General features: G+C 25.4%; 13 protein-coding genes. 1 reads left to right on the forward strand and 12 read right to left on the reverse strand.

All coding sequences use genetic code 11. From position 1 onward, the window contains the following. Positions 1-188: 188 nt before the first annotated feature. Positions 189-1,946: an N-6 DNA methylase family protein gene (locus J2Z24_RS19535; RefSeq protein ID WP_035147344.1), complete on the reverse strand. Its 1,758-nt coding sequence runs from the start codon at positions 1,944-1,946 to the stop codon at positions 189-191. A 77-nt stretch (positions 1,947-2,023) separates the two neighbouring features. Between J2Z24_RS19535 and pdaA the strand changes: the two genes are divergently transcribed. Beyond that, positions 2,024-3,040 (forward strand): delta-lactam-biosynthetic de-N-acetylase, encoded by a 1,017-nt coding sequence (gene pdaA, locus J2Z24_RS19540; RefSeq protein ID WP_035147342.1) that lies wholly within the window; start codon positions 2,024-2,026, stop codon positions 3,038-3,040. Between the two features lie 36 nt (positions 3,041-3,076). On the opposite strand, the gene J2Z24_RS19545 is transcribed toward pdaA, so the two are convergent. From J2Z24_RS19545 to J2Z24_RS19595, 11 genes are all read right to left on the reverse strand, one after another. Continuing rightward, entirely contained in the window at positions 3,077-3,640 is a 564-nt protein-coding gene (locus J2Z24_RS19545; RefSeq protein WP_035147338.1) for a nitroreductase family protein, read from the reverse strand. A 53-nt stretch (positions 3,641-3,693) separates the two neighbouring features. After that, positions 3,694-4,401, reverse strand: coding sequence for a WecB/TagA/CpsF family glycosyltransferase (locus J2Z24_RS19550; protein WP_035147335.1), 708 nt, complete (start codon positions 4,399-4,401; stop codon positions 3,694-3,696). A gap of 131 nt (positions 4,402-4,532) precedes the next feature. Continuing rightward, positions 4,533-5,186, reverse strand: coding sequence for a sugar transferase (locus J2Z24_RS19555; protein WP_035147334.1), 654 nt, complete (start codon positions 5,184-5,186; stop codon positions 4,533-4,535). An 11-nt stretch (positions 5,187-5,197) separates the two neighbouring features. Further along, on the reverse strand, positions 5,198-6,751 hold the full coding sequence (gene murJ / locus J2Z24_RS19560; RefSeq protein WP_035147332.1) for a murein biosynthesis integral membrane protein MurJ: 1,554 nt from the start codon (positions 6,749-6,751) through the stop codon (positions 5,198-5,200). Beyond that, on the reverse strand, positions 6,752-7,867 hold the full coding sequence (locus J2Z24_RS19565; RefSeq protein WP_035147330.1) for a glycosyltransferase: 1,116 nt from the start codon (positions 7,865-7,867) through the stop codon (positions 6,752-6,754). Next, the gene (locus J2Z24_RS19570) at positions 7,854-8,924 is read right to left on the reverse strand and encodes an O-antigen ligase family protein (protein ID WP_242990833.1); all 1,071 of its coding nucleotides are present in this window, start codon (positions 8,922-8,924) and stop codon (positions 7,854-7,856) included. The genes J2Z24_RS19565 and J2Z24_RS19570 overlap by 14 nt, the downstream gene beginning before the upstream one ends. Before the next feature lie 286 nt (positions 8,925-9,210). After that, positions 9,211-10,242, reverse strand: coding sequence for a glycosyltransferase family 2 protein (locus J2Z24_RS19575; protein ID WP_035147325.1), 1,032 nt, complete (start codon positions 10,240-10,242; stop codon positions 9,211-9,213). Positions 10,243-10,271: 29 nt separating this feature from the next. Further along, positions 10,272-11,702, reverse strand: coding sequence for an O-antigen ligase family protein (locus J2Z24_RS19580; RefSeq protein WP_035147324.1), 1,431 nt, complete (start codon positions 11,700-11,702; stop codon positions 10,272-10,274). 36 nt (positions 11,703-11,738) lie between these two features. Then, positions 11,739-13,088, reverse strand: coding sequence for an ABC transporter substrate-binding protein (locus J2Z24_RS19585; RefSeq protein WP_035147321.1), 1,350 nt, complete (start codon positions 13,086-13,088; stop codon positions 11,739-11,741). 15 nt (positions 13,089-13,103) lie between these two features. Further along, positions 13,104-14,657 carry a murein biosynthesis integral membrane protein MurJ gene (gene murJ, locus J2Z24_RS19590; protein WP_035147316.1) on the reverse strand — a complete coding sequence of 518 codons (1,554 nt, stop codon included), beginning with the start codon at positions 14,655-14,657 and terminating at the stop codon, positions 13,104-13,106. 15 nt (positions 14,658-14,672) lie between these two features. Continuing rightward, positions 14,673-15,776, reverse strand: a complete 1,104-nt coding sequence (locus J2Z24_RS19595; protein WP_035147315.1) for a glycosyltransferase family 4 protein — start codon at positions 15,774-15,776, stop codon at positions 14,673-14,675. Positions 15,777-15,785 lie beyond the last annotated feature (9 nt).

Genomic DNA, 15,785 nt, shown 5'->3' on the forward strand with positions numbered 1-15,785 from the left:
ATATCTATTCTATCAAAGTGAGGTGTTTTTTTTTCAACGCTTAAGCTTTTCTGAACACACCTGCATAGCAGGTGGTTTTATTTATAGACAATAAAGAGGGAAATTCGCCCAAGCGAATTTCCCTTATCTATATTTCAATTGGAATTTTTCTAGAAAATATTCCTTCGACATTTATTATTTATACCTTACTATTTATCCTCTATTATGTCAATTTCTTCTTCTGTTAAATCAAAGTATTTGTACAAATACTCTTTTCTAAAATTTTCCTTTAAAAATTCCTTTGGAATCATCATATCCATAAGTGTGTTAGGATAATATTCATATAAATCTTCTCCTAACTTTTTCCCAAAAGATTGAAAATAAAATTTGTATAATTTACTATTAAGTAAAAATAAAAGAAAATTGTAACTATAATTATTTATATTCTCTTTTATACACATACAGTAGATATCTGCACTAAAATAACTTCCTTTATCTAATGCAAATCTGTTATCTTTACTTTTATATGGAAATACAATCTTTTCTTTTTCAAATATTTCTGACTTTCTTCCCCATTGAAGCTCATACCACTTTCTAATTCCATTTTTACATTCTCTTCTATTTAATAACTTTTCCTTAAAAGGATCTAAATGTTTTTTTATATTTGGGTATTTTTCAATATTTTCTATGTCATTAGAATAAATTATAAATTTATCGCTTTTATTAACATAATTTTTTTCTATAGAACTACTTTTTATCCATGGACGTATTATATCTTCTTCTAAGTTTCCATCTACAATGTCTTCCTTTTTTATAATAAATGCTTTGTCACATCCTGTAATTATTCCTTGATAACTTTCACATATGTCTCTAAGTCTAGATTTTGATTTATTTCTTATTTTATTTAATATATTTAACTCATTCTCATTTTTCAAAATCCATCTTTTTTCTTTAAGATTTTCACTACTTATAAAAAATTTATTAAAGCTATTTCCTTCGTTAAGAAATACTGACTTAATAAATTCTCTTCTATTTATTTTATTACTATCTATAGGCTTTATTATTTTAATACTATTTTCTCTACAAAGATTTTTGTCTCTTAAAAATATTATAACTGGATCTATTCCTGTATTTTTAAAAGGCCTTATGCCATAAAAATCTACAATTTTTAAAATAGTAAAGTTATTTATAATAAACTTTCTTAAATTCTCCCCACTTTGAGATTCGATGAAATATCTAGATGTAATAAAACTTATTTTGAAATCCTTATTTACATTCATAAATGCACCTTTAAAAAAACAATAGCTTAAATCTCCTTTGTCCTTGTAAACTTCCTTATATTTTTCTTTTATCTCTTTAAAATAATTTTTCTCTACAGTTTTATGTCCTATATAAGGTGGATTTCCTAAAATAATATTGAATTTAAATGGCAATTTTTCATTTAAAAAATCTTTATTTAAAATGTTATTTTTACAAATTATATCAGCATTATGAAATAGATCTATATATAATATCATAATAGCAATATTGTCTATATCTACACCATATATATTATTTCTTATTATATGTTCTTTTATATCATTTTCTTTAATGCAAAGATTATTTTTTAAATTTATTTCTTCTAAATTCTCTATATATAGATTGTACAAATATTTAAATAATGGAATTATTATATTTCCACATCCACAAGCAGGATCAACTATTTTTATATAAGGATTACTTATTATATCTTCTTTTTGTACTGTATTTTTTATAATATACATTGCTATTTCTTCCGGAGTATATACGATTCCTCTTTCTTTATTGTCTTTAAGTAAATTATAATAAAACTGTCCAAAATTTTCATTATAATCTATATTAAGAATTTTTTTATACTTTATTATAGCAATTTTCTTGTATATACTATTTATTGGTTGTAAAATAATATTATATAGTTCTTTAACTTTTTTTACAAAAAATTCGTACATTACATATCTCTCCATCGTATATTAATTTATAAGGAACACAAAATAAAGTATATCATACTAATGGCAGGTGGTAAAACATGAAAAGAAAAACTATAACATTAAGCATATGTATAATGTCAGTATTAATACTTTACGCTTTTGGTGGATTTTTTAATAAGAAATCCAATACTTTTAATAAAGAAACTAGTGTTTCTATCACTTCTTCTGATAAAAATCTAGACAAAAATAAGGATTCACAAAATAATAAAGAAAAATCATCTTTAGAAGATAAAGAAAAAGTTACCCATGACAAAGCTAAAACAGAGGTTGAAGAAAAAAAATCTAATGATGAAAGTAAAACTAAAATTCAACCTTCAAAGGATAATAACATAAAATCTTCTAATAATGCATCCTTAGAAACTAAAGAACGTGATTGGTTTTTTGTTCCTAAAAAAGATGGTACACCCTCTGGAGCACCAGGTGATGTTCTAAGTATAATAAATAAACATTCTGGCTATTATTTAGGTGATACTTCAAAAAAAGTTATATATTTAACCTTTGATGAAGGATATGAAAATGGTTATACATCTAAAATATTAGATGTATTAAAAGCAAATGATATTAAAGCCGCATTTTTTGTAGTAGTTCCTTATATAAATAGTAATAAAGATCTCATAAAAAGAATGGTAAATGAAGGTCACTTAGTTTGTAACCATTCTAATCATCACCCTTCTATGGCGCAGACAGCTTTAAAAGGTAAAGATACCTTTGATAAAGAATTATTAGATACAGAAAAAGCCTTTGAAGATTTAACAGGCAAAAAAATGCCTAAATATTTCAGGCCTCCTATGGGAAAGTATAGTGAGCTATCTTTAAAATATACAAAAGATCTTGGCTATAAAACTATATTTTGGAGTTTTGCTTATAATGATTGGGATCCTAATAAGCAACCAAATCACGAGTATGCTAAAAGAATTATAAAAGAAAGAACTCACAATGGTGGTATTTTCTTGTTACATGCAGTTTCTAAAACAAATACAGAAATATTAGATGAAATAATTAAAGACTTAAAGTCCCAAGGCTATAGATTTGGAACTTTAGATGAATTGAGCTAGAACTTAAAAAATCCAAGGAAATCCTTGGATTTTTTTTTAATGTTTTATATTACTAATTTCATTTGTGTAAGCTTTATTCCAACTATCTAAAAAAACATAATCTCTAACATCTTTCTTTTCATAATGCTCTTTATTCTCTCCTATTTCTCCTACAGGAGTCATAGCAATTACTCTATAATCTTTAGGTATATTTAACACTTCTCTTATTTTATCCTCATCTACTGCACCTACCCAGCAAGTTCCATATCCTTCTGCAGTAGCTGCTAATATGAAATGCTCCATAGCTATAGCACTATCTACTAAATAGTATTCTCTTTCATCTACAACTCCTGATTTTGATGGATCTGCAACTATTACTGCAGTCATTGGTGCATCTTTTATAGATTTAGTAGTTTCATCTGTTTTATTCATTATTGTATTTGCTAATTGCTCTCTCTTATTTGCGTCTTCTACTAAAATAAATTTATAAGAAGTTTTATTTTTCCATGATGGTGACATCATTGCTGCTGTAATCATTCTTGCTACCTTATCTTTTGAAATAGCAGTATTCTTAAATTTTTTTATACTTTTTCTATTTTCTATTACATCATAAAATTGCATAAAACCACACTCCTTTAAAATTATTATGTGTAGCTTTTATGCAAAGTATTCAGCTATTTATTCTTGCCAACCTTAATTAAAAACCTTGGTATAGATGATAATCTCTTTATTCTCCATGGTTCTTTCGCTACTCTATAAAGCCATTCCAATCCTATACTAATCATCCATTTTGGAGCTCTTTTTACTTCTCCAGCTATTACATCAAAGCTGCCTCCAACACCCATAAATATAGTAGACTTTATATTTCCTATATATTTGGTTATAAATATCTCTTGTCTTGGTGCTCCCATAGCTACGAATAAAGCATATGGTTGTACTATATTTATTTCATTTATTATTTCATCACATTTATTTAAATCAAAGAATCCATTATGACTTCCCAATATATTTAAATTAGGATACTTTATTTTTAAATTATTTATACATTTATTCAATGTTTCCTCTTTAGTTCCTAATAAATATATTCCTTTTTTTTCTTTTTCACATAGCTTTATTATTTCTTCCATAACTTCTATTCCAGCTATTTTTTCTTTTACTTTATTTCCTACCATTTTAGAAGCAATAACAGTTCCTACGCCATCTGGTATAATTACAGAATTTTCACTAGTAAAATTTTTAAATAGCATTGAATTATTTAATCCATTAATTAAAACTTCTGGATTACCAGAAACTATATGTACTTTATCAAATTTTCTTATATATTCAATAAGTTCCTTTTTGCCTTCCTTATATACATTATAATTCAATATTCTAGTAAACATAACAATCCTCCTAATTTAAAATAAGGGGACTGTCGCATTAAGAAATTTACATACAATATATTGCTTTGCAAATCAATATCAAACACAATATGTTGAGAGATTTATTCTTAGTGCGACAGCCCCTTTCAATTTTAAAAAGCTCCTTCTTTTTTAAATACCGAAAAAACTGTTTTAAATAATATTTTAATATCTAACAATATAGAAAAATTCTCAATATAAACTAAATCGTAATGTATGGTTTTTTGAAGTTCTATTTCTCCTCTGCCACTAACTTGAGCAAGTCCAGTTATTCCTGGAGTAACAAGTAATCTCTGAGCATATTCTGGTGGATAATATTTAACTACATCTGGTATTTCTGGTCTTGGACCTACTAAGCTCATATTACCAATAAGTACATTAAATAATTGAGGAATTTCATCTAAACTGCTTTTTCTCAAAAAAGATCCTACTTTAGTTATTCTATTATCTGATCTACTTTGAAAAACAAAATTTCCTATATTATCTGGATCTATCTCTAATTCTCTTTTTTTATCTGCATTTACTATCATAGTTCTAAATTTATATATTACAAAATCTTTTCCATCCTTGCCAACTCTTAGTTGTTTAAAAATGGCTGGTCCTTTTGAATCTAATTTAATTAATACTGCTAAAATTATATAAATTGGAGAAAGTATTACTATTCCTATTAAAGATAAAACAAAATCTATTATTCTTTTTATAAAAAATTGAAATTTTTTCTTTTTTATATGCTTTTCTACATCTATTTCTATAGTATTATATTCCATAATATCCTCCTTTATTTTCTTTTAATCTTTTCTCTTATTAAATCTATAAAATAAGTAAACTCTTTGACCTTCAAAAAGTATATGATTATAAAGTATATCAAACTTCCTATTATAAAAGAAGTCCCTAAAGATATTATACTTCCTTTCATATTCATTCCAAATATTCTTAAGCATTTTTCATTTATAAAAAATACAATTCCACCCATAGATACAGATGCAATTAAGATTTTATTAAAACTTAAAAATACATTTTTCAATCCAATTCCTTTTAATTTTTTATTCAAGCTTATTAGCATAAGAATTGTAGTTATTATAGCAGATATAGAGGTAGCTAATGTGAGTCCAGATACCTGCATATATTTAACAATAAATATATTTATAATTATATTTATTATTATTCCCAAGAAACTATTTATCATAGGGGTTTTAGTATCTTTTATTGCATAGAATGCCTTATTTAAAACATCTCTTAGTCCATAAGCTATCATAGCCGGTGAATAAAACAATAATGCATTAGCCGTTAAATTTACCGCTCTTTCATCAAATGCCCCTCTTTTAAATAGTATAGTTATTAATGGAATTCTTAATACTCCTATTGCAAAAGATGCAGGTATCATTATTAAAAAAATAACATTTATCCCTTTTAATAATGCCTCTTTATACTCTTTTGTATTATTATCTGAAGCATATTTCGATAAAGTTGGATATATAACCATGGCTATTCCTATTGCAAATACCTCATAAGCTAAGGTATTTAATTTGTTTGACAAATCCAGTGCAGTTACTGCTCCTTCAAATATATTTACAGCAAAGGCTCTATTTATAAAATTATTTAGTTGAATTAGTGAAGTACTTATTATAACTGGCATCATTAATGCTAGCATTTTTTTAAGTTCTTCATCTCTAAGATTAAACTGTATTTTATAATTATAACCCAGCTTTTTATACTTAGGCACATTTATTATAAATTGAGCAAAAAATCCTATCACTGTAGCTACAGCAAATCCGTAAATTCCATAACTGTCTGTAAAAAAAATCAAATATACTATAAATATAATATTTGAAACCATAGACATAGCTGCTGGTTCATAAAACTCATTATGTGATTGAAGTACTCCGGTAATTACACTTTGTATACTAACAAATATTAATGATACAAGCATAATTCTTATTACAGTTACTGAGGTATTAAAAATTTGTATATTACTACTAAACCCACTTCCAAATATGATTACTATCTGTTTAGAGAATAAAATTAAAATTATAGTAATAATTATAGTAAAAATACTGTAAGTACTTATTATATTGTTTACAAAACTATTTCTTTTTTCCCAAGTATATTTTTCTATATGATCTGTATTTAATGGTATAAAAGTAGTAGTTAATCCATAACTTATAGTAGTCAGTAAATAAACTATGCCTATAGAAAAATTATATATATCAGCTGTATAGGTGGCTCCAAATTTAGCTGCTACTAAAGAGTCCCTTATAATAGCAAGAATTTTACCCATAATTATGATTAACATTACTATTAAAGAACTTTTTAAAAATTTATTCTTGCTCATTTATTTCACTCCACTTAAGATATTACTATAAGCTATATAATAATTCTGCCAAAATTTTTCTATAGAAAACCTATCTAATACATCTTTATATAAATTTTCACCTATATCTTTCAGCTTATCTTTATTTAAATATGCTTTTTTCATTTTATCATAAATATCTTCTTGTGAGTTAGGATTTATTAAAAATCCATTGTTACTATTAATTATAAAAGGCATGTCTCCTACATTTGAACATATAATTGCTTTTTTTACTAAAGCACTCTCAAGTACTACTAATGGAGGTGCTCCTCCTTCATTAAAAGATGTTAGTATGCTTATATCACATGCATTTATATAATCAATAGGATTATTTTTAAAACCTGTAAATATTACTTTATCTTTTATCTTTAAATCACATACTTTATCTTTTAGACTATTTTCAAGTTCTCCATCTCCAAGTAACATTAATTTTATATTTGAAAATTCTTTTTGTAATTTATAAAAGCAATTGATTAATCCTAAATGATTTTTTATAGGATGCATCCTTCCTACCATTATGTATACATAATCATTATCACTTAATCCATACTCTTTTCTAATTTTATCTCTAGAAATATTTACAATATGTTCTTTAAAATGAAATCCATTAGAGACTATATATTTATTTCCTTTAAAATTTTTCTCCTCTAAAAGATTCTTTAAATAATTTGAAGCACATATATAATTATAAAATCTTTTTAAAGCTATGACGTTTAAAGGAGTATAAAAATATTTTTTTATCTTGTTATTTAAAAAATCATATCTATAATCACTATGTATTGTAGTTGTAACCGGCCTATCTATACTTCCTTTAATTAACATATAAATAAAATTGGCTTTAGGTCCATGAAAATTTATTATGTCTACATTGTTTTTTTCTATGTAATCCTTAAGATTTCCCATAAGCATTTCTTTTAAACTAAAACTAACTGTGGGTATACCTATTTTTTTAGATTTATTATATAAATCACCTGTCCCTATACATGCTATTGAACAATTCATGTCTTCAATATTATTCTTACAAATATTAATTACATGGTTTCCTCCGCCACCATTATCATTTCCCGATATAATCTGTAGTACTTTAATATAAATCACCTTCCTTAGCTTCTCTATACATTACTCCTTCAAAAACAGCTATTAAAAGCCAAAAGAAGGCTATAACTTTAGGAGCTGAAAAAAAGTTATCTATAAAATTCATACATATAAAAGCTATTAATGACGCTAAAAAACCCTTATAAAAAGTTTTATAAACTTTGTCCTTAGTTGTCCTTAAAAAAATACTTACTCTAGAAATAATAGATACTATCATGGCTATAAATGCTATAGTTCCAAATATACCTAATTCAGATTGAATTTTTAAAAATATATTGTGGGTATGAAAATTATCTGTAGGATAATATTCTATTTTATTTTTGTATTTTAGCTTATACTTTTCATAAAATACTCTATAATTTCCATTGCCTACTCCTTTTATAGGGTGATCTTTTATCATCATAAAAGCTATATCCCATAACTTCACTCTAGATAAATTTTGACTTTTATCTGTAAATTCTATTAATCTATTGGATATTTGAGGTATAAATAAAGATATTCCTCCTAACCCTAAAAAACCAATAAGTATTTTCCAACTATAAATAAAAGCTAGTACCAAACACCCTATAGCAAAACCAGCCCAAGCGTTTCTTGAAAGACTTAAAATTAAATTTATTAAAGCTAAAAAAGCTAATAATGAAAAAAATAATTTTTTCTTTCTTTTTTTCTCATTTAAAGCTAACATTATTAATGGAAAAATAGCTATAACCATAAACACTCCTAAATTATTTGAGTTTTCTAAAGTAGAAAAAATTCTAATTCTTACACCATGTTCGCTTTTATCAACAAATCCAATCCCATTTATACATTCTACTATCCCCACTAAATTTATTATAGTGGTAACTCCTAAATATAATTTCAATATATTATCTGTAATTGCCTTTTTATTAAGTTCATATTTTATAATAAAATATAAAACAATGTATGTTAAAAATCTTATACTTTCTCCTAAAGCAATTTTTTTATCTCCTGCATAAGAAACTGATATAAACATAATTAAAGCTAATATAGTTATAAAAATACTTAAATAATTAGTAAAAAAATCTTTTAATCCTTTCATAAATCTCTTCCTACTATCTCTAAATATTATTATTGTGAATAAATATACTAAAATAATACAAGCTAATAATATATCTCCATTAAAAGGGATATTTTTAATTTTAAATTTGCTTGGAAGTAATGGTAATAATAATATGTACAAATATAATAGTAAACTAAGTATCTTATTTCCTAAATTCATTGTTTAATCCCTTCCCTCTAATAAATTTAATCTACATTGTTATTATACACAAAATCAGCACACAAGTATTGACTTTTTCAATAATTGCGTGCTGAAAAATTAATTCTTATCTGGACATTTTAGTATTCTTCTCAATGGCCTTTTTAGATTTCAAAATATAAAAGTTCATTAGTCCATTTAAAAATCCAAGTCCATAACTTATATGTAGTATTGGGAATATAAAGAATATATATTTCCATATTTTTTTATTCTTTTTTATTAACTTTGAAGAAGATACTATATCTCCAATAGCATATAAAGCTAATTCTATAAACCATAAATACAATATCCACTTAAAAAATATTCCTAAAGATATTCCTAAAATATTAGTAACAACAAATGCTGCTGGTACTAAATGTCTAATTGAAGCAGTTCTCCCATGCTTCTGCATTACTCTTACTTTCCAAAAACCATATTGATAATATTGTTTCCATAACTTTTTTAAAGAAGATCTACTGTAATAGTAAGATCTTATTTTAGGCGAAAGTAATATGTTATAGCCATTTTTAACCACTCTAAAATTCAATTCATCATCTTGATTTCTAACTAATTCTTCATCAAAATATCCCACTTTATCTAATACACTTTTTCTATAACATCCAAAAGCAACAGTATCTACATAAGTTTCTTCTTGTGCATATCTAAAAAGTGCATTTCCTACTCCAAAAGGAGAACTCATAGCCATAGATATAGCTAAACCCTTATCGTCTTCATTTATGGTCTCTATAGGTCCTCCAACACATCCAACATCATTAGCTATTAAAGTCTTAATATTTTCTTCAATAAAATCTTCTTTAGCATAGGCATGAGCACCAAAAATTATAATTACATCTGCTTTACTATACTTTATGCCTTTATTCATTCCCTTTGGTGCAGATAAACCTTCATTATCTATAAGTTTTATATTATCATAATCTTCTTCATATTCTTTAACTATTTCTCTAGTACTATCTATAGACATGCCATCACAAACCAAAACTTCATATAGTTCTTTTGGATAAGTTTGATTTATAAAGGAATCTAAACATTTCTTTATATAGCTTTCCTCATTTCTACAAGGTATAACTATAGATACTGTTAAATTTTCTTTCTTATCCATAACTAACTCTCCTAACGGCAAAAATTTCTTCAACCTTTGCTAGTCATTTTTTCTTCTTTAAAAGTTAATTGGAGTACTCCAAATATAATAAAAATAATAAGAGTTCCAGTTATAACTCCCTTATGATTAAATTCATTACCTGTTACAAGTGAAAATATAGAATATATTGCAACCGAATTAAAAGCTCCTCTGTTATAATTAAAATCAATAAATGAAGCCTTAAATCTATTTATTATTAGAATAACGAATATTATTGCAGCTACTATTCCAAACTCTACTCCTATCTGAAGAAGTAAATTGTGAGCATGCTCTAAAGGATAATGAGCCGCTGTAGAATTAAATCTTATATTTTCAGGCATTAAAAGATATCCTTGAAAAGAAAATTTCTTATATACTTCTCCAAAATTTCCTCCCCCTATGCCAAAAGGATAATTTTTCATCATTATTATATCTGTAAATATAGATTGCATTCTTGCTACTGCAGATTCATTATTTAAAAATGAGGTACTAGTTCCTCTATTTATAATATATGAAAATGCAGGCTTTGCTATAATCAAAGCTGGTATGCATGCTATATAAATTATCTTTCTATATTTTTTACTTATTAATGATAAAAATACTACAATTATAAATGAAAGCCACGCTCCTCTAGTAAATGTAATTAATATAGCCAATGTATAATTTAAAAAAGAAAGATATAAAAATAACTTTTCTTTTTTAGTATTCTTTTTATACAATATCATTTCTAATAACAATGCTAAAACTGTAACAAGTATTCCTGCAAATATGTTTACATTATGGAATCCAAAAGTTAAAAAAATTCTATTGCTTTTTATAGCGCTTAAACTTAATCCTCTTGGTAAAAGTTGTACATATCCATAAATACAGCTAAAATTCAAAGCAGCTATAAGTATATAGTATAGCTTATATTTATCCTCTCTATTAAAATAAGTGATAAATGTTAGCATAAGCATTATTGGAGTTAGTAAACCAATATAGACTTCACTTAAACTTCCCATTATATCTGTAGCAAAGAAACTACTGTTTATACAAAATAGTAAAAATATCATTACTAGAAATATAAACTTATATTCTAATTGCTTATTTGAAGTGAACATATTTTTAATAGTTTTACATACATCTCCAAAGCTTAATATAAACAATATTGTTACATAAATTGTTTCAAATGTAACCTTAATAAAAAAGAAATCAAAATAGCAAACCCTTCTTACTGTAATAAAAATAGGCATAAGAAGTAAAAATAAAAGAATAGACTTCTGTTTATCTTTCCTAATTAAATATATATCTATAATTAAGAAAAACAAACCTGCAAAAATCATTGCCGAATTTTTAACTCCTAATTTTCTAAAAAAGAAAATAGTTATAATAAAGGAAGATATAAATGATACTGATATCAATTTATAATATTCTTTTAAATATCTATATATATATTCTAACATATTAGTCACTTCTCCAATCATAAAGTGAAACTTAATTTATTTCTTCTTATAGTTACTAAAATCAAAATTTTCCTTGTCTATAGCAAAATCATAATACTTTTTGAATTGTTTATTCAATTCATTAATTGCTGAATCCACACTTCTAGAACCTTTTATAGCTTCCAAAACCAAATTTATTTCATATCTAGAATTTCTACTTAAAAACATTGTAGGATCATAAGTGGCATTATGATAGTTTCTCACATCATTATATTCTTTATATATATCATTTTTAACAGATTTATTTTTCAAATTAACCGGTAATGCATTTCTTGTTTCTAATATCTCTCTATTAACACTTTCACTTAACAGATATTCATATACTTTTCTCATAGCTTTTTTCTTTTCTTCATCTTTTACAGATTCACTATTTAATACCAAGAAATTCATATTTTGCGTATAATAATAAGAATTTTTATTTTTCTTATTTACTTGAATAATATCTTCTATTCCTGTATCAAAACTTAATGGAAGTATATTTGAAAAATATCCTTTATCCTCAAAAGTGCTTATCATCATAGCTATATTACCTTCATAAAATTCAGCTCTTAATTGATTTCTACTCTTTTCATCAAAGTCTTTTACAATAAGACCTAAAGAAAACATTTTACTATAATTTTGTAATATATCTTTAGCATAGTTAAAATTATAATTACCATTTTTATAATCCCAAAAAGTTGTATATATACTTCCGGAATTTGTACTAGGTTCTCCTACAGAAATATTCATATCTTCATATTCCTTAATAGGAAATGCAAAAGGAATGACATTAGGGAATTTTTGTTTTATCTTTTTTCCATATTGGATTAATTCTTCCCAAGTTTTTGGTAAATTATTTGGGTTTAATCCTGATTTTTCAAATAAATCTTTATTCCATATAATCTTTGCATTGTTTTCCATTAATTTTATACCTATAGGTGTATCTTTATAATAAATAATATTGGATTTATCGATTTTATTCATATCCATATTAAGAGCATCTAGACCAGCTATTTGATTATTTTTCATTAGTGTAGAATAACCATATTCAAACATATCTGGACCATGCCCAGATGCTAAAGTTGTTCTTATAGCATTATAATAATCCTCTTTATATTCCGTAAAAATAATATGTATATTGTCTTTATTTTCTCTATTAAATTTATCTATTTGATAGGATCTAGTAGGAGATATAATACTTTTTTTCATCCAAAGCCTAACTATTGTTTTTCCTTGTAACTCTGGTGGTAATGTAGATTTATCACTAGCATAGCTTTTATAAAATTTAAATCTATATACCATAGAGGCTAAGAGTAATAAAAAAACTACTATAATATATACAGTAAACTTTGTCCTCTTATTGTTCATTTATATTTTCCTCTCCTAAAACTTTTTATTTTTCTTCTTTAAAGATATTAATTCTTTTAGTTCATCTACTTTTAGTATTATAAGCATAAAAATATATACTAATACACCTACAAAAGTACATATCATTATATTTATTATTAGATATAAATTTCCAGTAGGCATAAATTTGTTCATAATAGAATAAATTCCTCCTACTATCAAAGCCATGGTAGCACCAGATAAAAACATTTTTATAAAACTTATAAATATATCTTTATAATTTACATCTTTTATTCTAACCTTTATTTCAATGAATAATATTAAAGCTAAAATTGTTACTGAAAGAGTAGTACCTAAAGCTATTCCATTTACCCCCATTAAAGGTCCAAGTATTAAAACAAATACTATATTAACAACTACCAAAATAAATCCATTTATCATAGGAGTAATTGTATTTTTCATAGCAAAAAATACTTTTCCTAGTATATCCATTAGTGAATATCCAAAAGCTGAGAATGCTAAATATTTTAAACATACAGATGTTATTTCTGTAGCATTACTATCAAATTTACCATGTTCCATCATTAGTTTTATAACTGGCTTACTTAAAACAGCAAGTCCAAATATTAAAGGTATAGCCACCAACATAACTATATTAACGGATTTTACAAAAATCTCTTTAAACCCTTTTAAATCATTTTCAGCATATTTTTCTGTTAACTTTGGATATAAAACAGTAGTTACTGAAACTATGAACACTTGATTTATTATAGTACTAAATTTACTAGCATAATCTATAACTGAAATACTTCCTTCCACTAAATTAGAAGCAAAATTCCTTGCTACCATTAGATTTATCTGAGATACTGCACTACTAATTAAAATTGGTATAGATAATGCTAACATCTTTTTAACATTATCATCTTTAAAATCAATTATTAATCTATACTTATAATCTTTTCCCATAAATGGTCTTTGAGTTAATGCCTGTGCTACTGCTCCTAAAAATACTGATATTATAGCTGCAGTTAATCCATAATACTTATAAAATATTATTAAACCAATTATTATAACAACATTTGCTGCAATTCCAGTTAAAGCTGGTTGAACAAATTTGCCATAGGATTGCAGATATCCAGTATATAATCCACTTATACCTAAAAATATTATGGAAGGCATTAAAATTTGAGTCATTTGCACTGTAGCTATAAAATCTTCTCCTTTAAATCCCCCTGCAAATAAAGATACAAGTTGTGGAGATACAAATATAGCAATTATTGATAAGACTATACACAATATAGTTATTATATTTAAAACATTATTAAAAAATCTATTTGCTTTTTCCTTATCATTTTTTATACCTGAAAAAATGGGTATAAATGTTGTGACTAAAGCTGCTGCTACTGCACTGAAAAATACTTGCGGCATAGTACTTGCAGTTTTAAATATATCAGATTCCCTTGTAGCTCCTAATTGTATTCCAACAATAAGCTCCCTAAAAAATCCTGTAAATTTACTTACTACCAAAAGTACTGTTATTATTAAACTATATTTTGCTACACTTTTTACATCCTTTTTTAATTCAGACATAGAACCTCCAAAAACTTATTCTAATACTTTATAGGCTTTTAATAATCTTTCTTCGCAGATAGACCAGTTATATGATTTTTTAACTACATCAAATCCATTTTCGCCCATCTCTTTAGCACCTTCTATATTAGAAGCTATAGTCCTAATAGCATCCCCTATTTCCTTTGGTGAATCTGGCGTAACTAAAAGCCCACTGTTGGAAGGGATTAATACTCTTTCTATCATAGGAAAACCACTGCCTATAACTGCAGTTTTACTTATCATATACTCAAATAATTTAATAGGTTCTGAATTAACATATCTCCAATTTCCTGGTTGAAGAATTACAAAACCCGCATGAGCAGTTTTAAGATAATCGAAAACTTCTACATGTGGTATTTTACCTGTAAAAGTTATATCTTTATCTTTAAGATTTTTTTCTATATACTGCTCACATTTAATTTTAAAATCTTCTCTTTCAAACGATCCAATAAATATATATTTACACTGTTCCTCTACTAGCTTAATCCCTTCTAAAATTTTAAATATTCCTCTATCCTCTCTTAATCCACCAACATATACAAAGGTTGGTTTTCCTTGAAATTCTTTATTAATTTCATCACCTTTTAAAACAGGATAGTTGGGTAAAAGCTCTACATTATTGTGATACTTTTTAAATTTATTTACTAATATATCATTTACACTTATTATACAATCTGCTTTTTTAGCAATATTTTTTTCATAAGTATATATAACTTTTTCCATTAATTTTTTACAACTGGGAAAATGTTCAGAAAAAGCCTCCGGATAATACTCATGTGAATCATATATTATTTTTGCTCCAAAGTTTTTCTTTAACTTAACTGCTACTTGAAAAGAATCTGGTTCATGGGCATGATATACATCAGCCTTTATTTCCTTGGCAATACTAAACATATCTTTCATAGGCCTTATTCTATCTCTCCAGTTTTTCCTTTTAGGAAAACATTTTACAATTACTCCATCTTCCGTAGTAAAATTTTTTTCACCTGGAGCTACTATGTATATTTCATCATATTTCTTTCTTAAAGATAAAATTTCTTTATAATATATTCTATTATCATATACATCATGTCCAGATGTTAACATACATATTTTCATATAATACAC

Origin of the sequence: Clostridium tetanomorphum, from assembly GCF_017873215.1 — a bacterium.
Classification (GTDB): domain Bacteria; phylum Bacillota; class Clostridia; order Clostridiales; family Clostridiaceae; genus Clostridium_AO; species Clostridium_AO tetanomorphum.